This window comes from Cupriavidus sp. USMAA2-4 (genome assembly GCF_001854305.1).
GTDB classification, from domain to species: Bacteria; Pseudomonadota; Gammaproteobacteria; order Burkholderiales; family Burkholderiaceae; genus Cupriavidus; species Cupriavidus malaysiensis.
Genome location: NZ_CP017748.1, coordinates 3,857,042 through 3,881,863 on the forward strand (window position 1 = coordinate 3,857,042; position 24,822 = coordinate 3,881,863).

The window sequence follows — 24,822 nt, forward strand, 5'->3', positions numbered from 1 at the left end:
AGGGGCGCGCGACGCCATGCGCCGGAAGCGCCGCTTCCGGCGCTTTTGCATTGAATGCCCGCCACTCGCCCGCCGCCAGCCCGGTTGTCGGGCGCGCTGGCGGCGGTCCGATGCCGCCGCGCGCGGCGCCGGCGCCCGCGCCCACGCTATGACCCGAATCGCCCTTGGCCTGCAGTATGACGGCACGGCCTTCTCCGGCTGGCAGTCCCAGCCGCACCGCAACACGGTGCAGGACCGTCTCGAGGATGCCATCGAACAGTTCGCCGGCACGCGCTTGCAGACCACGGTCGCGGGTCGTACCGACGCCGGCGTGCATGCGCTGGGCCAGGTGATCCACCTCGACACGGAACTCGCGCGCGAGCCGTTCTCCTGGGTGCGCGGGATCAATGCCTTCCTGCCGCCATCGATCGCGCTGCAGTGGGCGCAGGCGGTGGACGATGGTTTCCATGCGCGCTTCCTGGCGCATGAGCGCATGTACTTCTACGCGCTGTACACCGGTCCGCACCGGGTGCCGCTGGTGCACGGCCGCGCCGGCTACCTGATGCTGCCACCGGGACAGCGGCTCGATGCCGCCGCCATGCGGGAGGCCGCGGCCTGCCTGCTTGGCGAGCACGATTTCTCCGCCTTCCGGGCCGCCGAGTGCCAGGCCAAGTCCCCCGTCAAGACCATGTACGATGTGACGGTGCGTGATCATGATGACTGGGTGTTCCTGCGTTTCCGCGCCAGCGCCTTCCTGCACCACATGGTGCGCAACCTGATGGGCTGCCTGGTCGCCGTGGGGCGTGGCCGCTACCCCGCCGGCTGGATGGCGGAAGTGCTGGCCAGCCGTGACCGCAAGTGCGCCGCGCCGACCTTCATGCCGGACGGGCTGTACCTGGCCGACGTGAAGTATCCTGAGGCCTTCCGCATCCCCGCTGCGGATTCGTCCGCCAGCCTGTTCCACGGAGTCTTTGCCGATGACTGCGCCTGAAACCCGGCCCGGCCGCACCCGTATCAAGATCTGCGGCCTGACGCGCGAGGCGGACGTGCAGGCTGCCGTCGATGCCGGCGCCGACGCCATCGGCCTGGTCTTCTATCCGGCCAGCCCGCGCTACGTGGAGATCGCGCAGGCCGCTGCCCTGGCCGAAGCCGCCGGCGCCTTCGTCTCGGTGGTGGGGCTGTTCGTCAATGCCAGCGCCGAGGAGGTGGCCCATGTGGCGGAGCGGGTGCCGCTCAGCCTGCTGCAGTTCCACGGCGACGAGACGCCGCAGGCCTGCCAGGACATCGCGCGGCGTTGCCGCTTGCCTTATCTGCGCGCGGCACGCGTGCGGCCGGGCCTCGATTTGGTAGAATTCGCCGATCAATATCATGACGCCGCAGCGCTGCTGCTCGACGCCTTCATTGAGGGCTATGGCGGCGGCGGCCACGTCTTCGACTGGACCCTGATTCCCCAGGCATGGCTTCCACCCACAACCGGCTCCACGGCCAATCGGCCGGTCACCAGCGCAAGCGCCGCTCCTCGCATCGTTTTGAGTGGTGGGTTGAGCGCGCAAAACGTCGCTGGCGCGATTGAGCGCGTGCGGCCCTACGCTGTCGATGTCAGCAGCGGCGTGGAAGCTGCCAAGGGTGTGAAGGATCACGCCCGCATTGCCGAGTTCGTGCGCGCGGTACGCGCCGCCGACGCGAGTTGAGCGCAGCGCTTCGCTGCTGCCTCCGCGCCCGGCGCTTCACCTTGCCACGACGATCCGATTCCGCGCTCCCGCGCCGGCCCGCAGGCGGACCGCTCCGCTACCGTGCCGCCGCGAGCGCGCCACACAAATGAGTCAAACCATGTACGACCTGCCCGATTCCCGCGGCCATTTCGGTCCCTATGGCGGTTCCTTCGTCTCCGAAACGCTGGTCCACGCGCTCGACGAACTGCGCGAAGCCTATGCGCATTACCAGAACGATCCTGAATTCGACGCGGAATTCCGCCGCGAACTCAAGCACTTCGTCGGCCGTCCCTCGCCGATCTATCACGCGCAGCGTTGGAGCGAGCAACTCGGCGGCGCCCAGATCTACTTCAAGCGCGAAGACCTGAACCACACCGGCGCGCACAAGATCAACAATGTGATCGGCCAGGCCCTGCTGGCCAAGCGCATGGGCAAGCCGCGCGTGATCGCCGAGACCGGCGCCGGCCAGCACGGCGTCGCCACCGCCACCATCGCCGCGCGCTTCGGCATGGAATGCGTGGTCTACATGGGCTCGGAGGACGTCAAGCGCCAGGCCGCCAACGTCTACCGCATGAAGCTGCTGGGCGCTTCGGTGGTGCCGGTGGAGAGCGGCTCCAAGACCCTGAAGGATGCCCTCAACGAGGCCATGCGCGACTGGGTCACCAATGTCGAGAACACCTTCTACATCATCGGCACGGTGGCGGGGCCGCACCCCTATCCGATGATGGTGCGCGATTTCCAGTGCGTGATCGGCGAGGAAGCCAAGGTGCAGATGCCCGAGCTGGCCGGACGCCAGCCCGATGCCGTGATCGCCTGCGTGGGTGGCGGTTCCAATGCGATGGGCATTTTCTATCCGTACATCGAACATGCCGACGTCAAGCTGATCGGCGTGGAGGCGGCCGGCGACGGGATCGAGACGGGCCGCCACGCGGCTTCGCTGATCGGCGGTTCGCCCGGCGTGCTGCACGGCAACCGCACCTACCTGCTGCAGGATGCCGACGGCCAGATCATCGAGACGCACTCCGTCTCGGCCGGCCTCGACTACCCGGGCGTCGGCCCCGAGCACGCCTGGCTCAAGGACGCCGGCCGTGCGGAGTACGTCGGCATCACCGACGAGGAAGCGCTCAAGGCATTCCATGATTGCTGCCGCATCGAGGGCATCATCCCCGCGCTGGAGTCGAGCCATGCCATTGCCTACGCCTGCAAGCTCGCCCCCACGCTGTCGCGCGACAAGCTGCTGCTGGTGAACCTGTCCGGCCGCGGCGACAAGGATATGCACACCGTGGCAGAACGTTCGGGAATCGAGCTCTGATGCGCGCACTGCCTCCCGCGGAAGCTGCCGGCGGTGGTGCCGACGATGATGGCATCGACCTGACCGTGCCCGGCGGCATGCCCGCGTTGCTGTTCCAGGAAGACGTGCTGGACGGCATCGCGCGGCTGCCCGACGGCTCGGTCGACCTGGTCGTCGCCGATCCGCCATACGGCCTCGGCAAGGACTACGGCAACGACTCCGACCGCCTCTCGGGCCAGGCCTACCTGGAATGGGCCGAGCGCTGGATGGATGCCGTCTGCCCGAAGCTGGCGCCGCGCGGGTCGCTCTACATCTTCTGCACCTGGCAGTATTCGCCGGAGCTGTTCGTGATGCTCAAGCAGCGCCTGACGATGATCAACGAGATCATCTGGGACCGCCGCGTGCCCAGCATGGGCGGCACCACGCGCAAGTTCTCCTCGGTGCACGACAACATCGGCTTCTTCGCCCGGCAGCGCGACTACTACTTCGATCTCGATCCGGTCCGTATTCCCTACGACCCCGAGACCAAGAAGGCGCGCAGCCGGCCCCGCTTCGAAGGCAAGAAGTGGCTGGAGGTGGGCTACAACCCCAAGGACCTGTGGAGCATTTCGCGCATCCACCGCCAGGATCCCGAGCGGGCGGACCATCCCACGCAGAAGCCGCTGGAGATCGTCGAGCGCATGGTGCTGTCGAGCTGCCCGCCGGGCGGTCTGGTGCTGGATCCCTTCACCGGCAGCGGCACCACCGCGGTGGCATGTGCGCGTCACGGCCGGCGTTTCGTCGGCTTCGAGATCAACCCGCAGTATGTGCACGTGGCGCGCGCGCGCGTGGCGACGGCCGAGCCGCTGGCTCCGGCGCCGTCGCAGGACGATGCCGCGCCACCGACCCCAACCCCGGCAGCCGCCGGCGGCGCCGAAGCGGACGAGACCGCCGGCGCCGCGACCCAGGCGCCGCTGCCCAATCTGATGTCCTGACCATGTCCCGAATCCAAACGACTTTCGCGGCGCTGGCCGCGCAGCAGAAGAAGGGCCTGATTCCCTTCATCACCGCCGGCGACCCCGAACCCGGCCTGACGGTGGCACTGATGCACGCGCTGGTCGCGGGCGGTGCCGACGTGATCGAGCTGGGTGTGCCGTTCTCCGATCCGATGGCCGACGGTCCCGTGATCCAGCGCGCCTCCGAGCGCGCGCTGGCCCATGGCGTGACGCTGGCCAAGGTGCTGGCCTGGGTGACCGAATTCCGCCGCACCGACACGACCACGCCGGTGGTGCTGATGGGCTATGCCAACCCGATCGAGCGCATGGGCGAGGAAGCCTTCGCACGCGCTGCGCACGAGGCCGGCGTCGACGGCGTGCTGGTGGTGGACTATCCGCCCGAGGAGTGCGGCGATTTCGCTGCGCTGATGCGCGCCAACGGCATCGACCCGATCTTCCTGCTGGCACCGACCTCCACTGACGACCGCATCGAGGCGGTGGCGCGCATCGCCAGCGGCTATCTGTACTACGTCTCGCTCAAGGGCGTGACCGGTTCGGGCGCGCTCGACCTCGACAGCGTGGCCGCGCGCATTCCCCTGATCAAGCAGCACGCCAAGCTGCCGGTGGGAGTGGGTTTCGGCATCCGCGATGCACAGACCGCGCGGGCCATCAGCAGCGTCGCCGACGCTGTGGTGATCGGCAGCCGCCTGGTGCAGTTGCTGGAGGATGCGCCGCGCGAGCAGGCGGTAGAATCGCTGCGTGCCTTCATCGCGGAGATACGCCAGGCGCTGGACGCCTGAAAGTGACGCAGGGGACCGCTGCTCTGGTGTGTTTTGTGGCGCATATTGCACCTGCAAGCGGTTTTGCTTCGGGGGCATGCGCCCGGCATGATAAATTCGCGGCCTGATTCCCTGCTGAGCCCGCGCCCGGCCCGAACCCGGGCCGTGTGTCCGTTGCCTGCCGCCGCGCCTGACTTTCGTGTCGTGCGCGGCGCTCGGCAGCCATCCGAAAGGAGCTTTCATGAGCTGGTTGGATAAACTCCTGCCTCCCAAGATTCAACAGACCGACCCCTCCACCCGCAAGGGCATTCCGGAAGGGCTGTGGGTCAAGTGCCCGTCGTGCGAATCGGTGCTGTACCGCACCGACGTCGAGGCCAACCTGCACGTCTGCCCCAAGTGCGACCACCACATGCGCATCCGCGCGCGCGCGCGCCTGGACGGGCTGCTCGATGCCGAGGGCCGCTATGAGATCGGCCAGGAGATCGTGCCGGTCGATGCCCTGAAGTTCAAGGACACCAAGAAGTATCCGGATCGCATCAAGGCCGCCATGGACGATACCGGCGAGACCGATGCGATGGTCGTCGTCGGCGGTGCGATCCACACGCTGCCGGTGGTCGTGGCCTGCTTCGAATTCGAGTTCATGGGCGGTTCCATGGGCTCGGTGGTGGGCGAGCGCTTCGTGCGCGGCGCGCAGGCCGCCCTCGAGCAGAAGGTGCCGTTCATCTGTATCACCGCCACCGGTGGCGCGCGCATGCAGGAGAGCCTGCTGTCGCTGATGCAGATGGCGAAGACGACCTCGATGCTGAACCAGTTGTCGGCCGCCAAGCTGCCGTTCATCAGCGTGCTGACCGACCCGACCATGGGCGGCGTGTCCGCGAGCTTCGCCTTCCTGGGCGACGTCGTGATCGCGGAGCCCAAGGCGCTGATCGGCTTCGCCGGTCCGCGCGTGATCGAGCAGACCGTGCGCGAAAAGCTGCCGGAAGGCTTCCAGCGCGCCGAGTTCCTGCTGCAGAAGGGCGCCATCGACATGATCGTCGACCGCCGCAAGATGCGCGACGAACTGGCGCAGCTGCTGGCACTGCTGCAGAAGCAGCCGGCCGACGCGGTGGCCTGAGCGGCACCCGTGCAGGACCAGGGCGCGGACCATGTCCGCGCCTTTTGCTTGGTGCGGCGGCAGCGGCCCGCGGCGGTTTGCCGGCTGGCCTATGCTGGGGAAGCGGGGCCTGCCGCCGGCATGCCGTTGAAGGCTCCATTCTCCGCCCCCACCTCGCAGGCAAGGCGCGGCACCCGCGCCAGGGCCCGCCGCAGCACCGGCCCGATTCCGATAGAACCCTAGCTCCTGGCGCCTGCCCCGACGGGCGCCGCATTGCCATCATGCCCATCTTCCACACCCTTCCCGAATGGCTGGCCCATCTCGAGACCGCCCACCCGGTCGGCATCGACATGGGGCTGACCCGCATCACCCGCGTCAAGGAGGCGCTGGGCCTGCGCATCGACGCCGTGGTGTTCACGGTGGGCGGCACCAATGGCAAGGGGTCGACCTGCGCCATGCTGGAGCGCATCCTGCTGGAAGCCGGCTACAAGGTCGGCTGCCATACCTCGCCCCACCTGATTTCATTCAATGAGCGTGCGCGCATCGGCGGGGAGATGCTCAGCGACGCGCAATTGCTGCCGCACTTCGAGGCGGTCGAGCGTGCGCGCAACAGCTTCGCCGATCCGGTGAGCCTGACCTATTTCGAGTTCACCACGCTGGCCATCATCCACGCCTTCGCCGAGGCGGGGCTGGACGCCATCGTGCTCGAGGTGGGGCTCGGCGGCCGTCTCGATGCGGTCAATATCATCGATGCCGACTGCGCCATCGTCACCAGCGTGGACATCGACCACACACAATACCTTGGCAGCACCCGCGAGGCGATCGGCTTCGAGAAGGCCGGCATCTTCCGTCCTGGCGCGCCGGCCATCTGCGGCGATCCGGTACCGCCCCAGTCCCTGCTCGAGCATGCCGAGGCCATCGGCGCCGAACTGTGGCTGGCCGGGCGCGACTTCGGCTTCCACGCCGCCAAGGGGCAGGAACGCCAGCAGTGGGACTGGCAGGGTGGCGGGCGCAAGCTGAGCGGCCTTGGCTATCCGGCATTGCGCGGTGCCAACCAGCTGCTCAACGCCTCGGCCGCGCTGGCGGCCCTGCAGGCGATGCGGCCGCGCCTGCCGGTCAGTGCCCAGGACGTGCGCAACGGCCTGGCCTTCGTCGAACTGCCCGGGCGCTTCCAGGTGCTGGCGGGCCGCCCGGCGGTGATCCTGGACGTGGCGCACAATCCTCATGCCGCCGCCACGCTGGGGCAGAACCTGGAGAATATGGGCTTCTTCCGCTACACCTACGCGGTGTTCGGCGCGATGGCCGACAAGGATATCGCCGGCGTGCTGCACCACGTCGCGGACAAGGTCGATCACTGGTGCCTGTGCGACCTGCCGACCGAGCGTGCCGCCTCCGCGCAGGACCTGCTCGGGGCGTTGGAGGCGGGCGGTTTCCGGCCCGGCCCGGACGCCACAGCGGCCTGTTTTTCCAGCCCCGAGGCGGCTTACCGCGACGCCATCGAGAGAGCGACCGAGAATGATAGAATTCTGGTCTTCGGATCGTTCTACACCGTCGCCGGCGTGATGGCTTACCGCGCCACGCAGGCGAACTGACGGCAGGGAACGGCAAACACAGCGGCGTGGCTGCGCCCGCCGCCGCACCGAACCAATCTATGGGCCTGCTTTCGCTGTTTACCGCCCGCAAGGGCAATGACCCGGCTCCCGAGCGTTCGCGCCGCTCACGTCCGGACCCGGGTGCAGGCATCGCCTCGTCGCGGCGTCTGGCGGAGGAGTACGCGGACGACACGCTGGATCCCGAATTCCCCCAGAAGCAGCGCGCGCGCCGGCGCCTGATCGGCGCGGTGGTGCTGATGGTGGCGGCCGTGATCCTGCTGCCCATCGTGTTCGAGACCAAGCCGCGGCCCGTGTCGGACGACGTCAGCGTCAACGTGGCCAACGGGCAGGGCGGCAAGCAGAAGCCGCGGGTCGAGGCGCGCAAGGCGGATCCGCTGCCGCCGTCGGCCAAGGCCGATGCGCAGCAGGCGCTCGACGCGGGCGAGGAAATCGTGCCGGATGCATCGGCCAGGCCGCAGGGAACCACGCCGGACAAGGCCGCCGACAAGACGGTGGACAGGACGGCTGCCAAGGCGGCCGACCAGCCGCAGCCGTCCGTGCAGAAGAGCGCCGACGCCAAGGCGCAGGGCAGTGGCAAGTACCTGGTGCTGATCGGCGCCTTTGCCTCCGAGGACAAGGCCAGGAACTGGGTGGCCAAGCTGAAGGCCGGCAAGGTGCCGGCCTATGTGGAGAAGAAGACCTTTGCCGACGGCGAGCGCGTGTTGCTGCGTGCCGGGCCGTTCTCCGACCGCGATGCAGCGGACGCGGCGGCACGCAAGGTGACAGCGGCCGGCCTGCAAGGCAAGGTCGTCGAACAGTGAAGCACGGCCTTCCGGGCCCGTCACCATGCAACCGACTTTTTTCGATTACGGCGTCGCCTTCATCCTGATCGCTTCCGGGCTGGTCGGCGTGCTGCGTGGCCTGGTGCGCGAGGTGCTGGCCCTGATCGGCTGGGTGGTTGCGTTCTGGGTGGCCTATCACTATGCGCCCACCGCCGCGCAGTGGGTGCCGGAGTCGGTGCCGGGCGGTGCGCTGGCGCGCGAGGCGCTCGGTTTCGTGGTGCTGTTCATCGGCACGGTGATCGCGGCCGCGCTGGCGGCGACGCTGCTGGGCCAGTTGATGGAGCGAACCGGGCTGAAGCCGGCCGACCGCGGCCTGGGGCTGGTGTTCGGCCTGCTGCGCGGCGCGCTGGTGGTGATGTTCGTGGTGACCCTGGCAGGCCTGACCAAGCTGCCGGAAGAGGCTTTCTGGCGCGACGCCGTGTCGCGGCCCTATGTGGTGGAGGCCATGGATTCGCTGCGGCCCTGGTTGCCGCCGGAGATCGCCAAGTACGTGAAGACATGAGCGCAGCGCGACGCGGGGCGGGATGCCGCTCCGGGACGCGCCGGCCTCGCAACGGTTTATTCGCTGGCGCCGCCATGGGGCGGGCCCGCGCCTCTGATTGAAAACGCCTTCCCTGGGAGTCTGGCATGTGCGGTATCGTCGGTGTGGTGTCCTCCACGCCCGTCAACCAATTGATTTACGACAGCCTGTTGCTGCTGCAGCATCGCGGACAGGATGCCGCAGGCATTGCCACGGCCAACGGCAGTACGTTCCACATGCACAAGGCCAACGGCCTGGTGCGCGATGTGTTCCGTACGCGCAATATGCGCAGCCTGCCCGGCCTGGCCGGCATCGGCCAGGTACGCTACCCGACGGCCGGCTCGGCCTCCAGCGAGGAGGAGGCGCAGCCGTTCTACGTCAACGCGCCGTACGGCATCATCCTGGCGCACAACGGCAACCTGACCAACTGGCAGCAGTTGCGCGAGGAGATGTTCCGCCGCGACCGCCGCCATATCAACACGCATTCGGATACCGAGGTGCTGCTCAACGTGCTGGCCGACGAGCTGCAGCGCGCCAGCAATGGCACCTCGCTGGCTCCGGACACCATCTTCACCGCGGTGGCCGGCATGCACCGGCGCGTGCGCGGCTCCTATGCCATCGCCGCGCAGATCGCCGGCTACGGCATGCTGGCCGTGCGCGACCCCTTCGGCATCCGTCCGCTGTGCCTGGGCAGCGTCGATACGCCGAGCGGCAAGGAATGGATGGTGGCATCCGAGTCGGTGGCGCTGGAAGGCATCGGCTACCGCCTGGAGCGCGACGTGGCGCCTGGCGAGGCGATCTTCATCGACCTCGACGGCAAGCTTCACAGCAAGCAGTGCGCCGACAATCCGCTGCTGAACTCCTGCATCTTCGAGTACGTCTACCTGGCGCGCCCGGATTCGTGCATCGATGGCGTGCCCGTCTATGATGCCCGCCTGCGCATGGGTGACTACCTGGCCGAGAAGATCCGCCGCGAGGTGTCGGCCGGCGACATCGACGTGGTGATGCCGATCCCCGACTCGAGCCGTCCGGCCGCAATGCAGGTGGCCAACAAGCTGGGCGTCGGCTATCGCGAAGGCTTCTTCAAGAACCGCTACGTCGGCCGCACCTTCATCATGCCCGGCCAGGCAGTGCGCAAGAAGTCGGTGCGCCAGAAGCTCAACGCGATGGGCGTGGAGTTCAAGGGCAAGAACGTGCTGATCGTCGACGATTCCATCGTGCGCGGCACCACTTCGTTCGAGATCGTGCAGATGGCCCGCGACGCCGGCGCCAACAAGGTGATCTTCGCCTCGGCCGCGCCGCCGGTGAAGTTCCCCAACGTGTACGGCATCGACATGCCCACCCGCGGCGAGCTGGTGGCGCACAACCGCACCCACGAAGAGATCGCGCGCATCATCGGCGCCGACCAGCTGGTCTACCAGGACGTGGAAGCGATGAAGCAGGCCGTGCGCGACATCAATCCGGCGCTGAAGGACTTCGATGCCTCCTGCTTCGATGGGCGCTACATCACCGGCGACATCGACGAAGCCTACCTGACGCGGCTGGAAACGGCGCGCAGCCAGGCCGACCGTGAGGGCACCGGGGAAACCGAGCGCTCGCAACTGCACCTGCAGCGTTCCGGCGGCAACGAGTAAGCGCGGGCGGCCCCGCACGCGTTGACGAACACCGGGCCCGGCCGTAACATGGCCGGGCGTCGATTTGATTGTCAGCTTGCGGACGCGGGCCCTGCCGGCAGGCGGGGGAATCGGTCGGGGAGCCGCGCTCTCCGTGCCCAGGCCCGAAACAGCTAAAGCGGAGCGCCGCAGGGCGGTTGTGCAGAGCAGGCACGACACCCGCCGGCATCCCGCCGCGGCGCCAGGCCCGGCACTCATCCAGAACACCCGCACCTCATGCAGCCCGTCGATTCGGCCACCCGATCGAACGGGCTTTTTTGCATGGCCGCCGGCCTGCGGCGGCCCGAACCACGAACGAACCACGGAACGCGCGCCGCGCCGCATAGACCATGAACGAACCGCTCCCCCTCGACTCCCTCGGCATCGATACGCTTGGCGTGCGCGCCGGCACCCTGCGCAGCGAGTTCATGGAGCATTCGGAGGCCATGTACCTGACCTCCAGCTTCTGCTTCCACAGCGCCGCCGAGGCCGCCGAGCGCTTCGCCAATTCCGAGGAGGGCTTCACCTACTCGCGCTTCACCAATCCCACCGTCAGCATGTTCCAGTCACGCCTGGCCGCGCTGGAGGGCGCCGAGGCCTGCATGGCCACGGCATCGGGGATGAGTGCGATCCTGTCGGTGGTGCTGTCTTCGCTGCAGGCTGGCGATCATCTGGTCAGCTCGCGCGCGATCTTCGGTTCGACCATGACGCTGTTCTCGAATATCTTCGCCAAGTTCGGCGTCGAGACCACCTTCGTCGATCCGACCGACCTCGCCGCCTGGCGGGCGGCGGTGCGCCCCAGCACCAAGCTGTTTTTCCTCGAGACGCCGTCGAATCCGCTGACCGAGGTAGCGGACATCGCTGCGGTGGCCGACATCGCCCACAACGCCGGCGCGCTCCTGGTGGTCGACAACTGCTTCTGTTCGCCGGCGCTGCAGCAGCCGATCCGCTTCGGCGCCGACATCGTCGTGCATTCGGCCACCAAGCATATCGACGGCCAGGGCCGCGTGCTGGGTGGTGCCGTGCTGGGCAAGCACGACTTCATCATGGGCAAGGTATTCCCCTTCGTGCGCACGGCCGGTCCGACGCTGTCGGCGTTCAACGCCTGGGTACTGCTCAAGGGCATGGAGACGCTGGGGCTGCGCATGGAGCGGCACTCCGCCAGCGCACTGGCCCTGGCCGAATTCCTCGAATCCCATCCGGCCGTGGCGCGCGTCTACCATCCGGCGCTGAAGTCCCATCCGCAGTATGAGATCGCCCAGCGCCAGCAGAGCGGCGGCGGCGCCATCGTGTCCTTCGAGCTGAAGGGCGATACGCCGGAGCAGCAGCGCGCCAATGCCTGGCGCGTGATCGACAGCACACGGCTGTGCTCGATCACGGGTAACCTGGGCGATACGCGCACCACGGTGACCCATCCCTACACCACCACGCATGCGCGCGTGAGCCCGGAGGCCAAGGCGGCAGCCGGCATCGGCGAGGGCCTGATCCGCATGGCGGTAGGCCTGGAGTCCGTGGCCGACCTGAAGGCCGATCTGCTGCGCGGGCTCGGCGACTAAGCCAGGCGGGCTGCAGTCGCACAGCTCAACGGGGCGCGTCGCTACCGCTGCCCGAAACGGCCTGGACGCCGGCCTTGCCGACGTCATAGGTGGTGCTGACCGCGGTCGAGGCGACGCTGACCGCCGCCGAGCCGGCGGTAGCCGCGGCCGAGACCGCGGCGCTGCCTACGGCGACGGTGGCGCCCACCACGCTGCAGCCGCACATGCCCGCTACGGCGAGGACGGCAAGGATGGCGGACGCGGTCGCCAGCATGGTGCGCGCCGCGCGCGGCGGCCGGGTGGCTGCTGCCGCCTTCATCGCAGCAGGCGCCGGCGCAGCAGCATCAGCGAGACCAGCAGGGCGGCCAGCGCGTAGGCTGCCAGCACCGCCACATGCAGCCAGGCGCCTTGCAGCGGCCAGCCGAGCAGCAGCGGGCGGATCAGCGCCACCGCGTGCGCCAGCGGCAAGGCCTTGGCCGCCGCCTGCACGGCGCTGGGCAACTGCTCGAGCGGGAAGAAAACGCCCGACAGCAGCAGCATCGGCGTCATGGCCAGGGTCTGGTAGAACATGAAGAAGTCATAGCTGGGCGCCAGCGCGGTGACGATCGTCGCCAGGCCGGCGAACGCCAGGCCGGCCAGGGCGATCACCGCCAGTGCGGGCAGCATGCCGCTCCAGTGCGCATAGCCGAGGACGCCCGCCACCAGCATGATGGCCGTGCCGGACAGCACCGCCTTGCTGGCCGCCCAGGCGATCTCGCCGAGGACCACGTCGCCCAGCGTCAACGGTGCGTGCATGATGGCTTCCCAGGTGCGCTGCACGTGCATGCGCGAGAAGGCTGAGTACATGGCCTCGAAGCTTGCCGACATCATCACGCTCGAGGCGGTGGTGCCGGCCGCGAGGAAGGCGATATAAGAAACGCCGCTTACGTGCCCCACCAGCATGCCCAGCCCGAGTCCGAGGCCGAACAGGTAGATCATCGGGTCGGCGAGGTTGCCGATCATCGACGGCACGGCGAGTTTCTTCCACACCATGAAGTTGCGGTACCAGACCATGGTCCAGTTGCGCAGGTTGCGCGGCCACAGCGGTTGCGGATAGCGTTGCGCCGGCACGGAGGCGGGCGGGGCAGCGCGCGTCGGCGCGACGGGCGGCAGCGGTGTACGGGGGTCCTGTTCGGCCATGCTCAATCCCTCATCTCCCGGCCCGTCAGTTTCAGGAATACGTCTTCCAGGTTGGCCGGCCGGTGCAGGTAGCGCACGCCGCCGTTGCCGTGCAGCGCCGCCAGCAGGGGGGCCGGCTCGCGCACATAGCAGAACAGCGTCTCACCGCTGATCTCCGCCCGCTGGGCGAGCGGCGCCAGCCTTGCCCGCAATGGCTCCAGCTCATCGCCGTAGACCTCGACCACGTCGCAGCCGATCTGCGCATTGATCAGTTCGTGCGGCCGGCCCTCGGCGATCTTGCGTCCGCCGTCGATCACGCACAGGTAGCTGCACAGACGCTCCGCCTCCTCCATGAAGTGCGTGGTCAGCAGGATGGTCTTGCCCGCCGCCATCAGCGACTTCAGGCGCTCCCAGATCAGGTGGCGCGCCTGCGGGTCCAGGCCGGTGGTGGGCTCGTCGAGCACCAGCAGGTCGGGATCGTTGATCAGGGCGCGCGCCACCGTCAGGCGGCGGCGCATGCCGCCGGAGAGGTCCCGCACCTGGGCGTCGGCGCGGTTCTCCAGCCGCGCGAACTCCAGCAGGGCCGGGATGCGGCGTTCGATCTCGGCGCCGGGCAAGCCGAAATAGCGGCCGAAGATGCGCAGGTTCTCGATCACGCTGAAGTCGGGGTCGAGATTGTCGAACTGCGGTACCACGCCGACGCGCATCCGTGCCTGCGGTGCTCGCGCCGGCACCGGCTCGCCACATAGCGTGATGCTGCCGGCAGCGGGTGTGGTCAGGCCGAGCAGCAGGCGCAGCGTGGTGGTCTTGCCTGCACCGTTGGGGCCGAGCAGCCCGAAGCACTGGCCACGCTGGACTTCGAGGTCGAGGTCGTCCACCACGAGCGTATCGCCGTAGTGCTTGCTTACCTTCTGCAGTTGGAGGATGGCGGTCAAGGCTGGGCGGCTTGGGGGCGCCGGCGGCGCGATACCAGCCATTATGCCGGTCCTCGGCGTGCCGCATCGTGGCGCGCTGCAGCAAGAATGGCGCCGAACGGTTATCGTTCGCTGGAGCGGCACCGTGGCGGTGCTGCGCAATCGATGACCGCAAGAGCAAGAGGGAGGCAGCAAGGATGAATACGGAATCCGTATTGGCGCAGTGGCACGAGGCCGAGCGGCGGGCGAGGGCTGGCATCGGCAGCCCCGGCGTGGCGTCGCGCCAGGATCTGCGCGCGCGCTCGGGACTGCAGTTCTTCGAGGACATGCTGGCAGGCAGGTTGCCGGGCCCGCCGATCGGGGAGCTGATGGATTTCGTGCCAGTCGAGTTCGAAGTGGGGCGCTTCGTCTTCCAGGGCACGCCCGGCGCCCGCCACTACAACCCGATCGGTACCGTGCACGGCGGTTATGCCGCGACGTTGCTCGATTCCTGTGTCGGCTGCGCCATCCACACGCAACTGCCGGCCGGCAAGGGCTATACCACGCTGGAATTGAAGGTGAACTACGTGCGGCCGCTGACCGCCGAGACCGGGCCGATCCGCGCGGAGGGCAAGGTGGTCAGTTTGACCAACCAGATCGGCATTGCCGAGGGGCGTATCGTCGACGTGCGAGGCAAACTGTACGCTTACGCCACCACGACCTGCCTCCTGTTCCCGCTGCCGGACGCCTGACGGGCGTGGTACCGCGAAAAAAAACCGCCAGCTGGGCTGGCGGTTTTTTGGCATGCCGCGAGGCTCAGTAGAGCTTCTTCGGCAGCATCTGCATACGCAGGCGCTTGCGCAGGCGCGACTCGGCAGCCTTCTTCTTGCGCTTGCGCTCAGTCGTCGGCTTTTCGTAGGCGGTCCGGCTCTTGAGTTCGACGATCAGGCCGGTCTGAAGAATTGCCCTGCGGAAGCGTCGCATCGCGACTTCAACGGGCTCACCTGGTTTCAAGACGATCTTAGTCAATTCAGTCCTTTCGGGGATGCCGCAAGGCGGCGTGGTTCAAACGGGAGGGGCGTCGCGCGCCCGGGGATCAGCCCCGGCACGTCCGACGACACCGTCGGACGGCTTGTCGCTACCGCCTTCCGTCCTTCGTGGCGGAAGGCGGCGCGGCAGCGGCAGAAGGCCCGATCCTTGCCTGCAACACGGCGCCGGGATACCCGGCAACCGGTGCTGGCCCGCGCTGCAGCGCTTGCGTCGGCCTCCCGGGGTTCTCATGGACCCATTGGCCTGCGCGATGCGGTGCACGACGTATACGCGTATACGCGCGCGAACGGATAAACTCTACCTTTTACGCGATTTTCAAGCGCTTGTCAAGAAAGTGGTCTGGCAGGAAGGGCTGGCGCGAATGGGGTGAGTGCTGTATTATTCGCACTTCTGACGCGGGGTGGAGCAGTTGGCAGCTCGTCGGGCTCATAACCCGAAGGTCGCAGGTTCAAGTCCTGCCCCCGCAACCAGTCTCCTGGCCGGTTCCAGCCAAAGCTTTTCCTCGGTGCATGCTGCCGGGGTCCTTGCACTACCTCTCCCTCGCTTTTCTCCGTCGTTCTCACTGTTTTTCTCCTTCGGCTCGGCGCTGCGTTCGACTGGCTCGTCGTTGTGTTCGTCTGTGCTTCGCAATTTTTGTGCCGTAGGGAGGGGGCTTTGGTATCGGTTGGCCTTGCCGATCGTCGCCAGTGGCGACGACCAATGCAAAAAGGCCCGCAATTGCTTGCGGGCCTTCGCATTCTTTGGCTCCCCGACCTGGGCTCGAACCAGGGACCTACGGATTAACAGTCCGGCGCTCTACCGACTGAGCTATCGGGGAACAGCTGAGAAAAAAATTATAACCAGTTTCTCTCTGATTCGTCAATAGTTTTTTGACATTTTATCGATGTCGCCAGCTTTGCCGAATCTCTGGTTTGCCAATCGCGGTGCGGCTTGCTGGTCCATCGGACCAGTCTGCAGCTGTCCGCTCAAGAGCGAGGCCGCATTATAGCGGCTCTCCTCCTCTTATGCCAGGAAAAACTGTCCGGAGTCCTTCTTTTTTGCAGCGCGCCCGGCTCAGTCGAACACCGGTGTGTCCACGCCCAGGATCTTGTGCAGTTTCGGTGACGTGGTGGTGTACTGCATGTGGATCTTCTTCTCGGGGAAGACGTAGGGCGCAGCACCGAAGGCGGCCAGGGCTGCCTCGTGGAAGCCCGACAGGATCAGCTTCTTCTTGCCCGGGTAGGTGTTGATGTCGCCCACGGCAAAGATGCCCGGGATATTCGTCTCGAATTTCTCCGTGTCGACCTTGATCTGCTTGCGCTCCAGGTCCAGGCCCCATTCGGCGATCGGGCCCAGCTTGGGCGACAGGCCGAAGAAGACCAGCAGGTCGTCCAGCGGCAAGCGGCGCGTGATGCCGTCGGCGCCCGCCACGCGCAGTTCCGTCAGCAGGCCGTCCTTTTCCTCGAAGCCGCCGATCTGTCCGACCATGAACTGCATTTCGAGGCGCTCGCAGAGCTCCTTCATCCTGGCCACCGAAGCGGGCGCGGCGCGGAAGCCGTCGCGGCGATGGACCAGCACGATCGACTCGGCCTTGCCGGCCAGATCCAGCGCCCAGTCGAGCGCCGAGTCACCGCCGCCGACGATGACCAGGTTGCGGCCATGGAAGCGGCTCGGATCCTTGACGCGATAGAAGAGTTGCTTGCCGTCGAAGCGGTCGATGCCCTCGACCTTCAGCGTGCGCGGCTGGAACGAACCGACCCCCGCCGCGATGAACAGGGTCTTGGTGAGGAAGCGCGTGCCCGTCGAGGTTTCGACGAAGAAGCGGCCGTCATCACGCCGCTCGACCACCGCGACTTCCTGGCCCAGATGGAAGGTGGGCGCGAACGGCTCGATCTGCCTGAGCAGGTTGTCCGTCAGTTCCTGGCCGGTGCAGATCGGCACGGCCGGAATGTCATAGATCGGCTTGTCCGGATAGAGCTCGACGCACTGGCCGCCGACGACCTTGAGCGAGTCGACCACGTGGGCCTTGATCTCGAGCAGGCCCAGTTCGAAGACCTGAAACAGGCCCACCGGCCCGGCGCCCACGATCAGCGCATCGATATCCAGCGGCTTTCCGCTGCTCGGGATGGCGATGCTGGCGTGCTGAGAAGCGTCGGCGATGGGGTTGGGAATGCTCAAATCCATGATCGTCCTGTACGTTCTGCGGGCGCGCTGCGCCCGCCGTGGCGGGAATGCACGTGGGGACGGCTTGCCGGCACGTCGGCAGCCCTCGCGCCGTGGCGCGGCAGGGCCGGTGTCCGCGGGCCTTGTCTTGTCTTGGTATGCTCGGCGCGGTTCAGCGCTGCAGGTACTGCAGCTTGCCGGTGGCGTCCTTCCATTCTTCGGCCTCCGGCAGGGGAGACTTGGTCTTGGTAATGGAAGGCCAGCCGCGTGCCAGCTCGACGTTCAGCGCGATGTATTCCTGCTGGTCGCCGGGCACATCTTCTTCGGCATAGATCGCGTTCACCGGGCACTCGGCTACGCACACCGCGCAATCGATACACTCGTCCGGGTCGATGGCGAGGAAGTTCGGGCCTTCGCGGAAGCAGTCGACCGGGCATACGTCGACGCAATCAGTGTATTTGCAACGGATGCAGGCTTCGGTGACAACGTGAGTCATTTCGGTTCCAGAAAATCGGATCGGCTTGGATTGGGGGCTGGCCGCTTGTCACCGGCGCCGCCGCAGAAAGTGCAGCGCGAGCGCGGGCCATGATCTTTCAAAGACCGATATTGTAGCCGAGCCGGAAGGCGAGGGCAGTGGTGCTATATACCGGGATCAGATAGTTTTCTTATTTCTTTATGTATATTTGATCCAGCTCAGCCTGGTGCTCCCTTCCGCGCGATCTTTTCCGCCGATGTGACGCAGGCGTTCTATGCTGTGAGATGGCCGCGCTGGCTTGCGGGGCCGCCTTTTTGCCACAGGAGGTGCAGTCCGTGCCGGCCATTCTTCCTTTGACTTCCCCGTCCCCGCGGCGCACCGCGTGCCGGTCGGACCGGCACGCATCCGGGCTGCGCGCCCGTGCCGCGGCCGGCCTCGCCCTGCTGGCGCTGGCCGCGGGCACGTGCGCGCAGTCGCTCAACGGTACGGCCGATGCCGGTAGCGTGGTCGCCAGGCTGGTCGCCCGTGGCGCGCAAAATGCGCAGCCCGTGGCGTTGGGCGACCTGACCAGCTTCGAGTGGGATCATTTCACCGTGAAGCGGATGCCGGCCGGAGACGGCATGATGAACTGCGGCCGGGCCGGCCTGGTGCCGTGCGACCCCGCACTCGATCCGCCACGCGGCCAGCGTATCCAGGTGCTGCTGTTCCTGCGCGACGGCCAGCCGGTCTATCGCGAGCGCATCATGACCGAACTGGGTGCCTTCGCCGATCCTCTGCCCGACAATGTGCCGCGCGCGCAAGCCATGCTGTCGACCTGCCCGGGCGTGCATGGGCGCAAGCTCTGGTGCGTGCAGGGAATGGGCCGTACGCGGCAGCCCGATCCCTATTCCGACGGCGGCTGAGTGGCTGGCGGGGCGGTTCTGGCGCTGGGCGCGGCGTGGGCAGTTCGGTTAGCATGATGCTCCGCCTAGGCATTGCTGTCCGCCCGACATGATCATTTCCTCGCTGCTCGACACCGACCTGTACAAGTTCACGATGATGCAGGTGGTGCTGCACCATTTTCCCGCTGCCCACGTCGAGTATCGCTTCAAGTGCCGCAACGCCGGCGTCGATCTCACCCCCTACGTCGACGAGATCCGCGCCGAGGTGGCGCAGCTGTGCCAGCTCCGGTTCACGGAAGAGGAGCTCGAATACCTGCGCGGTCTGCGCTTCATCAAGAGCGACTTCGTCGATTTCCTCGGGCTCTTCCACCTGAACGAGAAGTATGTGCACATCGCCCCCTCGGCCAAGGGCGGCGGCGAGATCGACATCACCATCCGCGGGCCGTGGTTGCACACCATCCTGTTCGAGGTGCCGCTGCTGGCCATCATCAACGAGGTCTACTTCCGTCGCACGCAGCCGGCTGCCGACCTGGAGGAGGGGCGGCGCCGGCTGGAGGCCAAGCTGGCGTTGCTGACGGTGCCGGCCCATGCGGACTGCGTGATCGCCGACTACGGCAGCCGGCGCCGCTTCTCGCGCGACTGGCAGGAGGAGGTGCTGCTGACCATGCAGGGCACGCTCGGACATCAGATGGCCGGTACCAGCAATGTGCACTTTGCCCGCCAGCACAAGATGATCCCGCTGGGCACGATGGCGCACGAGTACCTGCAGGCCTGCCAGTCGCTCGGCCCGCGCCTGCGTGATTCCCAGGTGTTCGCGCTCGAGACCTGGGCCAAGGAGTACCGTGGCGACCTGGGTATCGCGCTGTCGGATACCTACGGCTTCGACGCCTTCCTGCGTGATTTCGACCTGTACTTCTGCAAGCTCTTCGACGGCGTGCGGCACGACTCGGGCGACCCGGTCGCCTGGGGCGAGCGCATGCTCGCCCACTATGCCGCCAACCGTGTCGACGCGCGCAGCCGCACGCTGATCTTCAGCGACAGCCTCGACATCCCGCGCGTGATCGAACTCTTCGAGCGCTTCCGCGGGCGCTGCCGCCTGGCCTTCGGCGTCGGTACCAACCTGACCAACGACCTGGGCTATACACCGCTGCAGATCGTCATCAAGATGGTCCGCTGCAACGGGCAGCCAGTGGCCAAGCTGTCGGATGCGCCGGAGAAGACCATGTGCGACGATCCGGCCTACCTGGCCTACCTGCGCCAGGTCTTCGGCATCGATTCCCGGCCCGTATAATCGTCGCTGGCCGATCGCCGCCGGCCGTTTCCGCTACCGCTCACGGAACAGACATGGATACCCGCAACGCCCGCGACCGCATCTTCGCCCGCATCCGCGCCGCCCAGGGCCGGCCGTCCACGGTCGGCAGTCACGAGCGCGAGGCGGTGGCGGACTACCTCGGCCGCCATCCACAGGGCCCGCGTCCACCGGTGCCCTCCGACCTGGCCGAGGCCTTTGCCACGCAGGCTCGCAAGATGGCCTCGACGGTGGTGCGGGTGGCCGCCGACAGCGATGTGCCGGCGGCCGTCGCCGGGTACCTGGAGGGGCTTGGCCTGGCGCGTCGCGCGGTCGCCTGGGAAACGCTGGCGGGTCTGCCCTGGCAACAGCACGGTCTGGAGGTCGAGTGCCGTCCGCCGCTGCGCGATCCACAGGCCGACCGCGAGCACGGCGACCTGGTCGGCATCACCGGCTGCTTCTGCGCCATCGCCGAGACAGGCTCGCTGATGCTGCTGTCGGGGCCGCAGACCTATGCCTCGGCGGCACTGCTGCCGGAGACCCATATCGCGGTCGTGCCCGCGGCCCGCATCGTCGCCGGGCTGGAGGATGCCTTCGCGCTGGTGCGCCGCGAGCGCGGCGAACTGCCGCGCGCCACCAATATCATCAGCGGCCCGTCCCGCACCGGCGACATCGAGCAGACCATCGTGCTGGGTGCGCATGGTCCCTATCGGGTCCATGTGATCGTGGTCGGCCAGGGCTGAGTCGCGGCGCGCCGCTTGCTTTAAACTGCTGGGCTCGCCGCGTGCCGCGTGCCGGGCAGGCTCCCGGCGCCGTGCGCGCATGCCGGCGTGCCGCTTCCCGGCGACACGCCACGCCCGCCCCCCGATATGCCAAGGAGATTGCGCCTGATGCGACGTGTGTCCCCGTCACTGCGATTGCTGTTGCCCGTTGTTGTGCTGAGTTGCCTTGCCTTGCCGGCAAGGGCAGCGGATCTCGACGGTGCCGTGCTGTCGCCGCTGTGGGGCGTGCCGTTCGCCGGCATCCTGCTGTCGATCGCGCTGGTGCCGCTGCTGGCGCCACGCTTCTGGCACCACCACTTCGGCAAGGTGGCGGCAGGTTGGGGACTGGTCTTCATCGTGCCCTTTGCCGCCGTATTCGGCCTGCATGCCGCGCTGGCCAACGCGCTGCATGCGCTGCTGGCCGAGTACATTCCCTTCATCGCGCTGGTGGGGGCGCTCTATATCGTCGCGGGCGGCATCTGCGTGCGCGGCAACCTGCAGGGCTCGCCGCGGCTGAACACCGGCATCCTCGCGCTGGGTACCCTGCTGGCCAGCCTGATGGGCACCACCGGTGCGGCGATGTTGCTGATCCGTCCGCTGCTGCGCGCCAACGACAACCGCAAGCATGTGGCGCACGTGGTGGTCTTCTTCATCTTCCTGGTTGCCAATGCCGGCGGTGCGCTGACGCCGCTGGGCGATCCGCCACTGTTCCTGGGCTTCCTCAAGGGCGTGGACTTCTTCTGGACCTTGCGCAATATCCTGCCCGAGACGCTGTTCATGTGGGGGGCGCTGCTGGCCATCTTCTACCTGATCGACCGCCACTACTACCTGCACAAGGAGGAGAACCTCCCCGCCGCGGCCGATCCCACGCCCGCCACGCGCGGCATCGTGCTGGAGGGCAAGGTCAACCTCCTGCTGCTGCTGGCGATCATCGGACTGGTGCTGATGAGCGGGCTGTGGAAGCCGGGCATCGCTTTCGACGTGATGGGCACCGAGGTGGCCCTGCCTGCGCTGGTGCGCGACGTGCTGCTGGTGGCGGTGGCGCTCGCTTCGCTGCTGCTGACGCCGCATGCGGCGCGCGCGGGCAACGAGTTCGGCTGGGAGCCGATCCTCGAGGTCGGCAAGCTGTTCGCCGGCATCTTCCTCACCATCATCCCGGTCATCGCCATGCTGAAGGCAGGCACGCAGGGACCGTTCGCCGCCGTCCTCCACGCGGTCAGCGATGCCGGCGGCCAGCCGATCGACAGCATGTACTTCTGGGCCACCGGCGTGCTGTCGTCCTTCCTCGACAACGCACCGACCTACCTGGTCTTTTTCAACACCGCCGGCGGCGACGCCGCCACGCTGATGACGCGCGATGCGTCGACGCTGGCGGCGATCTCCGCCGGCGCTGTCTTCATGGGTGCCAACACCTATATCGGCAATGCCCCGAACCTGATGGTCAAGGCCATCGCCGAAAGCCGCGGCGTGCGCATGCCGGGCTTCTTCGGTTTCATGGCCTGGTCGGTGTGCTTCCTGGTGCCGCTGTTCCTGGTGATGACCCTGATCTTCTTCCACGTGTGACTGGTGACTGCGATGAAGCCTTCCATTCTCGTGACCCGCGCCATCTTTGCCGATGTGCTGGAGCGGCTGGCGCAATACTTCGAGGTCGATCACAACCAGGCTGACGTGCAGCTCGACGCGGCCGCGCTGAGGGCGCGCCTGGCGGGCAAGGCCGGCGTGCTGGCCAATGCCGCCGACCGCATCGACCAGGAACTGGTGCGCGACCTACCGGCGCTGCGCGCGGTGTGCAATATGGCGGTGGGCTACAACAATCTCGACGTGCCGGCGCTGACCGCGGCCGGCATCGTCGCCACCAATACGCCCGATGTGCTGACCGAGACCACGGCCGACTTCGGCTGGGCCCTGCTGATGGCGGCGGCGCGCCGCGTGACCGAGTCCGAGCACTGGCTGCGCGCGGGCAAGTGGCAGCGCTGGAGCTACGATATGTTCCTCGGCGTGGACCTGTACGGCAGCACGCTGGGCATCCTGGGCATGGGCCGCATCGGCCAGGCCCTGGCCCGCCGCGCCGCCGGCTTCGGCATGACCGTGCTCTACCACAACCGCAGCCGCCTGCCGCAGGAGGTGGAGCAGAGCGTCAACGCGAGCTACGTCGGCAAGGACGAATTGCTGGCGCGTGCTGACCACCTGCTGCTGGTGCTGCCCTACAGCGCGGCAAGCCATCACGCCATCGGTGCCGCCGAACTGGCACGCATGAAACCCAGCGCGACGCTGGTCAACCTCGCGCGCGGCGGCGTCGTCGATGATGCCGCGCTGGCCGAGGCGCTGCGCGAGCACCGCCTGTTCGCCGCAGGGCTCGATGTGTTCGAGGGCGAGCCTGCCGTGCATCCCGGCCTGCTGGAGGTCCCCAACGTCGTGCTGACGCCCCATATCGCCAGCGCTTCGGAGCGGACGCGCCGCGCCATGGCGATGCTGGCGGCGGACAACCTGATCGCGGCGCTCGATGCCGGCCCGGACGCTGGCCGCCCGCCTTCGGTGATCAATCCTGAGGTCTTGCCACGCCGCCGCTGAACGCGGCGCGGGCGGATTCCTGCGGCCGTGCGCGACGTATTGCGACGTATTGCGACGTATTGCGACGTGTTGCGACGTGTTGCGGCCTTTCCTGATGTGAGCCGATGAGCCTGATTTCCCTTGGTACCCTGGCCGCCGCGGTGGCGGCCGTGATCCTGCAGATCGTGTTGCTGCTGCGCGGGCGTGCGGGCGGCGGCGCGGAGGTCGAGGCTGCAGTGGATGCGGCCGCTGACGCGCTGCAGCGCGAACTCGCCTCGCTGCGTGCCGAGCATGCGCGCGCCAGCGAACGGCTGGAGCGTGAGTTGCGCGCGGAGGTGGCCGAGAACGGCCGGGCCGGGCGTGGCGAAGCCGGACAGCAGATGATGCGCTTCCAGCAGGCGCTGTCGGCGCAGCTCACCAGCATCGCCACGCTGCAGAACAACCAGATCGATACCTTCGCGCAACAGCTCGCCAAGCTGACCGAATCCAATGCGCAGCAACTCGACCAGGTGCGGCAGCACCTGCTGCTGCAGGGGCAGCAGGCGCGCGAGGAGCAGGGCGCTGCGCTGCGCCGTTTCGGCGACGGCTTGCAGCAGCAGCTGGGGCAACTGTCGGAGTCCAACGAGCGCCGGCTGGCCGAGGTGCGAGCGACGCTGGAGCAGAAACTGCGCGATATCGAAGCCAACAATGCGCTCAAGCTGGAAGAGATGCGGCGCACGGTCGACGAGAAGCTGCATGCCACGCTGGAGCAGCGCCTGGGCGAGTCGTTCAAGCTGGTGTCGGACCGGCTCGAGCAGGTGCATCGCGGCCTGGGCGAGATGCAGGTGCTGGCCCAGGGGGTCGGCGACCTGAAGCGCGTGCTGACCAATGTGAAGACGCGCGGTACCTGGGGCGAGGTGCAGCTCGAGATGCTGCTCGAGCAGTTGCTGACTGCCGAGCAGTACGGCAAGAACGTCGAGACCGTGCGCAACTCGGGCGCGCGCGTGGAGTTCGCCATCCGCCTGCCCGGCAAGGATGCGGACGGACAACCGGTCTGGCTGCCGATCGATGCCAAGTTCCCCAAGGAGCAGTACGAGCGCCTGCTCGACGCACAGGAGCGCAGTGATGCCGATGGCGTGGCGGCTGCGGGTCGGGAACTGGAGTCGGCGCTCAAGCGCGAGGCGCAATCCATCGCCGAGAAGTACCTCTCGCCTCCGCAGACGACCGATTTCGCCATCCTGTTCCTGCCCACCGAAGGGCTGTATGCCGAGGCGCTGCGCCGGCCGGGGCTGGCCGACCTGCTACAGCGCGACTATCGCGTCACGGTGGCCGGGCCGACCACGCTCACGGCGCTGCTCAACAGCCTGCAGATGGGCTTCCGCACCCTGGCGCTGGAGCGCCGCTCCAGCGAGGTATGGGAGGTGCTGGGTGCGGTCAAGACGGAATTCGGCAAGTTCGGCGAGGTTCTGGCCAAGACGCGGGACACGCTGGAACGTGCCGCCCGCAATATCGAGCAGGCCGAGGTGCGGACACGGCAGATGGAGCGCAAGCTGCGCAAGGTCGAGGCATTGCCGGGCGAGGCCGCGCAGCGGCTGCTTGGCCCGGCGGCCGCGCTGGCGTCCGACGAGAGCGATTGAGCGCGCGGGCGGCGCCAGGAAAGAGTGAAAGCGGCGAAA

24 protein-coding genes and 2 tRNA genes are annotated in these 24,822 nt (G+C 67.5%); 19 read left to right on the forward strand and 7 right to left on the reverse strand.

Going from position 1 to position 24,822, the window contains the following annotated elements:
* Positions 1–148 precede the first annotated feature (148 nt).
* From truA to BKK79_RS17185, 11 genes are all read left to right on the forward strand, one after another.
* A complete protein-coding gene (gene truA, locus BKK79_RS17135) occupies positions 149–970 on the forward strand; it encodes a tRNA pseudouridine(38-40) synthase TruA (protein ID WP_071014365.1) in 822 nt (273 codons plus the stop codon).
* On the forward strand, positions 957–1,670 hold the full coding sequence (locus BKK79_RS17140; protein WP_071014362.1) for a phosphoribosylanthranilate isomerase: 714 nt from the start codon (positions 957–959) through the stop codon (positions 1,668–1,670). The genes truA and BKK79_RS17140 overlap by 14 nt, the downstream gene beginning before the upstream one ends.
* 139 nt (positions 1,671–1,809) lie before the next feature.
* The gene (trpB, locus tag BKK79_RS17145) at positions 1,810–3,003 is read left to right on the forward strand and encodes a tryptophan synthase subunit beta (RefSeq protein ID WP_071014359.1); all 1,194 of its coding nucleotides are present in this window, start codon (positions 1,810–1,812) and stop codon (positions 3,001–3,003) included.
* A complete protein-coding gene (locus BKK79_RS17150) occupies positions 3,003–3,956 on the forward strand; it encodes a DNA-methyltransferase (protein ID WP_071014357.1) in 954 nt (317 codons plus the stop codon). The genes trpB and BKK79_RS17150 overlap by 1 nt, the downstream gene beginning before the upstream one ends.
* A gap of 2 nt (positions 3,957–3,958) precedes the next feature.
* Entirely contained in the window at positions 3,959–4,756 is a 798-nt protein-coding gene (gene trpA, locus BKK79_RS17155; protein ID WP_071014354.1) for a tryptophan synthase subunit alpha, read from the forward strand.
* A gap of 220 nt (positions 4,757–4,976) precedes the next feature.
* Complete coding sequence (gene accD, locus BKK79_RS17160; protein ID WP_071014351.1) at positions 4,977–5,849, forward strand: acetyl-CoA carboxylase, carboxyltransferase subunit beta; 873 nt, start codon at positions 4,977–4,979, stop codon at positions 5,847–5,849.
* A gap of 260 nt (positions 5,850–6,109) precedes the next feature.
* Positions 6,110–7,420, forward strand: a complete 1,311-nt coding sequence (gene folC / locus BKK79_RS17165) for a bifunctional tetrahydrofolate synthase/dihydrofolate synthase (protein WP_071014347.1) — start codon at positions 6,110–6,112, stop codon at positions 7,418–7,420.
* A gap of 59 nt (positions 7,421–7,479) precedes the next feature.
* Positions 7,480–8,241: an SPOR domain-containing protein gene (locus tag BKK79_RS17170; RefSeq protein ID WP_071038120.1), complete on the forward strand. Its 762-nt coding sequence runs from the start codon at positions 7,480–7,482 to the stop codon at positions 8,239–8,241.
* 25 nt (positions 8,242–8,266) lie between these two features.
* A complete protein-coding gene (locus tag BKK79_RS17175) occupies positions 8,267–8,764 on the forward strand; it encodes a CvpA family protein (protein ID WP_071014342.1) in 498 nt (165 codons plus the stop codon).
* Positions 8,765–8,889: 125 nt separating this feature from the next.
* On the forward strand, positions 8,890–10,416 hold the full coding sequence (gene purF / locus BKK79_RS17180; RefSeq protein WP_071038121.1) for an amidophosphoribosyltransferase: 1,527 nt from the start codon (positions 8,890–8,892) through the stop codon (positions 10,414–10,416).
* A gap of 368 nt (positions 10,417–10,784) precedes the next feature.
* Positions 10,785–11,990 carry an O-succinylhomoserine sulfhydrylase gene (locus BKK79_RS17185; RefSeq protein ID WP_071014337.1) on the forward strand — a complete coding sequence of 402 codons (1,206 nt, stop codon included), beginning with the start codon at positions 10,785–10,787 and terminating at the stop codon, positions 11,988–11,990.
* Positions 11,991–12,015: 25 nt separating this feature from the next.
* Here BKK79_RS17185 and BKK79_RS17190 read toward each other — a convergent pair whose 3' ends face one another.
* From BKK79_RS17190 to nodI, 3 genes are read right to left on the reverse strand one after another with little or no spacing between them, the layout of a single operon-like run.
* Positions 12,016–12,288: a hypothetical protein gene (locus tag BKK79_RS17190; protein ID WP_232346226.1), complete on the reverse strand. Its 273-nt coding sequence runs from the start codon at positions 12,286–12,288 to the stop codon at positions 12,016–12,018.
* The gene (locus BKK79_RS17195; RefSeq protein WP_071014334.1) at positions 12,285–13,148 is read right to left on the reverse strand and encodes an ABC transporter permease; all 864 of its coding nucleotides are present in this window, start codon (positions 13,146–13,148) and stop codon (positions 12,285–12,287) included. The genes BKK79_RS17190 and BKK79_RS17195 overlap by 4 nt, the downstream gene beginning before the upstream one ends.
* A 2-nt stretch (positions 13,149–13,150) precedes the next feature.
* The gene (gene nodI, locus BKK79_RS17200) at positions 13,151–14,104 is read right to left on the reverse strand and encodes a nodulation factor ABC transporter ATP-binding protein NodI (RefSeq protein ID WP_071038122.1); all 954 of its coding nucleotides are present in this window, start codon (positions 14,102–14,104) and stop codon (positions 13,151–13,153) included.
* A gap of 134 nt (positions 14,105–14,238) precedes the next feature.
* Between nodI and BKK79_RS17205 the strand changes: the two genes are divergently transcribed.
* Positions 14,239–14,772: a PaaI family thioesterase gene (locus tag BKK79_RS17205; RefSeq protein ID WP_071014328.1), complete on the forward strand. Its 534-nt coding sequence runs from the start codon at positions 14,239–14,241 to the stop codon at positions 14,770–14,772.
* Positions 14,773–14,836: 64 nt separating this feature from the next.
* On the opposite strand, the gene rpsU is transcribed toward BKK79_RS17205, so the two are convergent.
* Complete coding sequence (gene rpsU, locus BKK79_RS17210) at positions 14,837–15,049, reverse strand: 30S ribosomal protein S21 (protein ID WP_029044331.1); 213 nt, start codon at positions 15,047–15,049, stop codon at positions 14,837–14,839.
* A 415-nt stretch (positions 15,050–15,464) separates the two neighbouring features.
* Between rpsU and BKK79_RS17215 the strand changes: the two genes are divergently transcribed.
* Positions 15,465–15,540 (forward strand) — tRNA-Met (locus BKK79_RS17215).
* 271 nt (positions 15,541–15,811) lie between these two features.
* On the opposite strand, the gene BKK79_RS17220 is transcribed toward BKK79_RS17215, so the two are convergent.
* The 3 genes from BKK79_RS17220 to fdxA form a co-directional block, all read right to left on the reverse strand.
* Positions 15,812–15,887, reverse strand: a tRNA-Asn gene (locus tag BKK79_RS17220).
* Positions 15,888–16,123: 236 nt separating this feature from the next.
* Entirely contained in the window at positions 16,124–17,233 is a 1,110-nt protein-coding gene (locus tag BKK79_RS17225) for an NAD(P)/FAD-dependent oxidoreductase (protein WP_071014325.1), read from the reverse strand.
* A gap of 151 nt (positions 17,234–17,384) precedes the next feature.
* Complete coding sequence (fdxA, locus tag BKK79_RS17230; protein WP_071014323.1) at positions 17,385–17,708, reverse strand: ferredoxin FdxA; 324 nt, start codon at positions 17,706–17,708, stop codon at positions 17,385–17,387.
* A 263-nt stretch (positions 17,709–17,971) separates the two neighbouring features.
* Between fdxA and BKK79_RS17235 the strand changes: the two genes are divergently transcribed.
* The 6 genes from BKK79_RS17235 to rmuC all read left to right on the forward strand — a co-directional run bounded on the left by BKK79_RS17235 (position 17,972) and on the right by rmuC (position 24,783).
* Complete coding sequence (locus BKK79_RS17235) at positions 17,972–18,589, forward strand: hypothetical protein (RefSeq protein ID WP_231907930.1); 618 nt, start codon at positions 17,972–17,974, stop codon at positions 18,587–18,589.
* A gap of 88 nt (positions 18,590–18,677) precedes the next feature.
* Positions 18,678–19,859 carry a nicotinate phosphoribosyltransferase gene (gene pncB, locus BKK79_RS17240; RefSeq protein WP_071014320.1) on the forward strand — a complete coding sequence of 394 codons (1,182 nt, stop codon included), beginning with the start codon at positions 18,678–18,680 and terminating at the stop codon, positions 19,857–19,859.
* A gap of 53 nt (positions 19,860–19,912) precedes the next feature.
* Positions 19,913–20,599, forward strand: coding sequence for a LutC/YkgG family protein (locus tag BKK79_RS17245; RefSeq protein ID WP_071038123.1), 687 nt, complete (start codon positions 19,913–19,915; stop codon positions 20,597–20,599).
* 147 nt (positions 20,600–20,746) lie between these two features.
* A complete protein-coding gene (locus BKK79_RS17250) occupies positions 20,747–22,180 on the forward strand; it encodes a sodium:proton antiporter (protein ID WP_071038124.1) in 1,434 nt (477 codons plus the stop codon).
* 12 nt (positions 22,181–22,192) lie between these two features.
* Positions 22,193–23,188, forward strand: a complete 996-nt coding sequence (locus tag BKK79_RS17255; RefSeq protein WP_071038125.1) for a 2-hydroxyacid dehydrogenase — start codon at positions 22,193–22,195, stop codon at positions 23,186–23,188.
* A gap of 104 nt (positions 23,189–23,292) precedes the next feature.
* Positions 23,293–24,783 (forward strand): DNA recombination protein RmuC, encoded by a 1,491-nt coding sequence (gene rmuC / locus BKK79_RS17260; RefSeq protein WP_071038126.1) that lies wholly within the window; start codon positions 23,293–23,295, stop codon positions 24,781–24,783.
* Positions 24,784–24,822: the final 39 nt, after the last annotated feature.

Coding starts and splice junctions, on each gene's coding strand:
- BKK79_RS17255 (WP_071038125.1), top strand. CDS start 22,193: ATGAAGCCTTCCATTCTCGTGACCCGCGCCATCTTTGCCGATGTGCTG.
- BKK79_RS17170 (WP_071038120.1), top strand. CDS start 7,480: ATGGGCCTGCTTTCGCTGTTTACCGCCCGCAAGGGCAATGACCCGGCT.
- BKK79_RS17185 (WP_071014337.1), top strand. CDS start 10,785: ATGAACGAACCGCTCCCCCTCGACTCCCTCGGCATCGATACGCTTGGC.
- purF (WP_071038121.1), top strand. CDS start 8,890: ATGTGCGGTATCGTCGGTGTGGTGTCCTCCACGCCCGTCAACCAATTG.
- rmuC (WP_071038126.1), top strand. CDS start 23,293: ATGAGCCTGATTTCCCTTGGTACCCTGGCCGCCGCGGTGGCGGCCGTG.
- BKK79_RS17245 (WP_071038123.1), top strand. CDS start 19,913: ATGGATACCCGCAACGCCCGCGACCGCATCTTCGCCCGCATCCGCGCC.
- trpA (WP_071014354.1), top strand. CDS start 3,959: ATGTCCCGAATCCAAACGACTTTCGCGGCGCTGGCCGCGCAGCAGAAG.
- folC (WP_071014347.1), top strand. CDS start 6,110: ATGCCCATCTTCCACACCCTTCCCGAATGGCTGGCCCATCTCGAGACC.
- nodI (WP_071038122.1), bottom strand. CDS start 14,104: ATGGCTGGTATCGCGCCGCCGGCGCCCCCAAGCCGCCCAGCCTTGACC.
- BKK79_RS17195 (WP_071014334.1), bottom strand. CDS start 13,148: ATGGCCGAACAGGACCCCCGTACACCGCTGCCGCCCGTCGCGCCGACG.
- trpB (WP_071014359.1), top strand. CDS start 1,810: ATGTACGACCTGCCCGATTCCCGCGGCCATTTCGGTCCCTATGGCGGT.
- truA (WP_071014365.1), top strand. CDS start 149: ATGACCCGAATCGCCCTTGGCCTGCAGTATGACGGCACGGCCTTCTCC.
- fdxA (WP_071014323.1), bottom strand. CDS start 17,708: ATGACTCACGTTGTCACCGAAGCCTGCATCCGTTGCAAATACACTGAT.
- BKK79_RS17150 (WP_071014357.1), top strand. CDS start 3,003: ATGCGCGCACTGCCTCCCGCGGAAGCTGCCGGCGGTGGTGCCGACGAT.
- pncB (WP_071014320.1), top strand. CDS start 18,678: ATGATCATTTCCTCGCTGCTCGACACCGACCTGTACAAGTTCACGATG.
- accD (WP_071014351.1), top strand. CDS start 4,977: ATGAGCTGGTTGGATAAACTCCTGCCTCCCAAGATTCAACAGACCGAC.
- BKK79_RS17205 (WP_071014328.1), top strand. CDS start 14,239: ATGAATACGGAATCCGTATTGGCGCAGTGGCACGAGGCCGAGCGGCGG.
- BKK79_RS17250 (WP_071038124.1), top strand. CDS start 20,747: ATGCGACGTGTGTCCCCGTCACTGCGATTGCTGTTGCCCGTTGTTGTG.
- BKK79_RS17235 (WP_231907930.1), top strand. CDS start 17,972: ATGGCCGCGCTGGCTTGCGGGGCCGCCTTTTTGCCACAGGAGGTGCAG.
- BKK79_RS17175 (WP_071014342.1), top strand. CDS start 8,267: ATGCAACCGACTTTTTTCGATTACGGCGTCGCCTTCATCCTGATCGCT.
- BKK79_RS17190 (WP_232346226.1), bottom strand. CDS start 12,288: ATGAAGGCGGCAGCAGCCACCCGGCCGCCGCGCGCGGCGCGCACCATG.
- BKK79_RS17225 (WP_071014325.1), bottom strand. CDS start 17,233: ATGGATTTGAGCATTCCCAACCCCATCGCCGACGCTTCTCAGCACGCC.
- BKK79_RS17140 (WP_071014362.1), top strand. CDS start 957: ATGACTGCGCCTGAAACCCGGCCCGGCCGCACCCGTATCAAGATCTGC.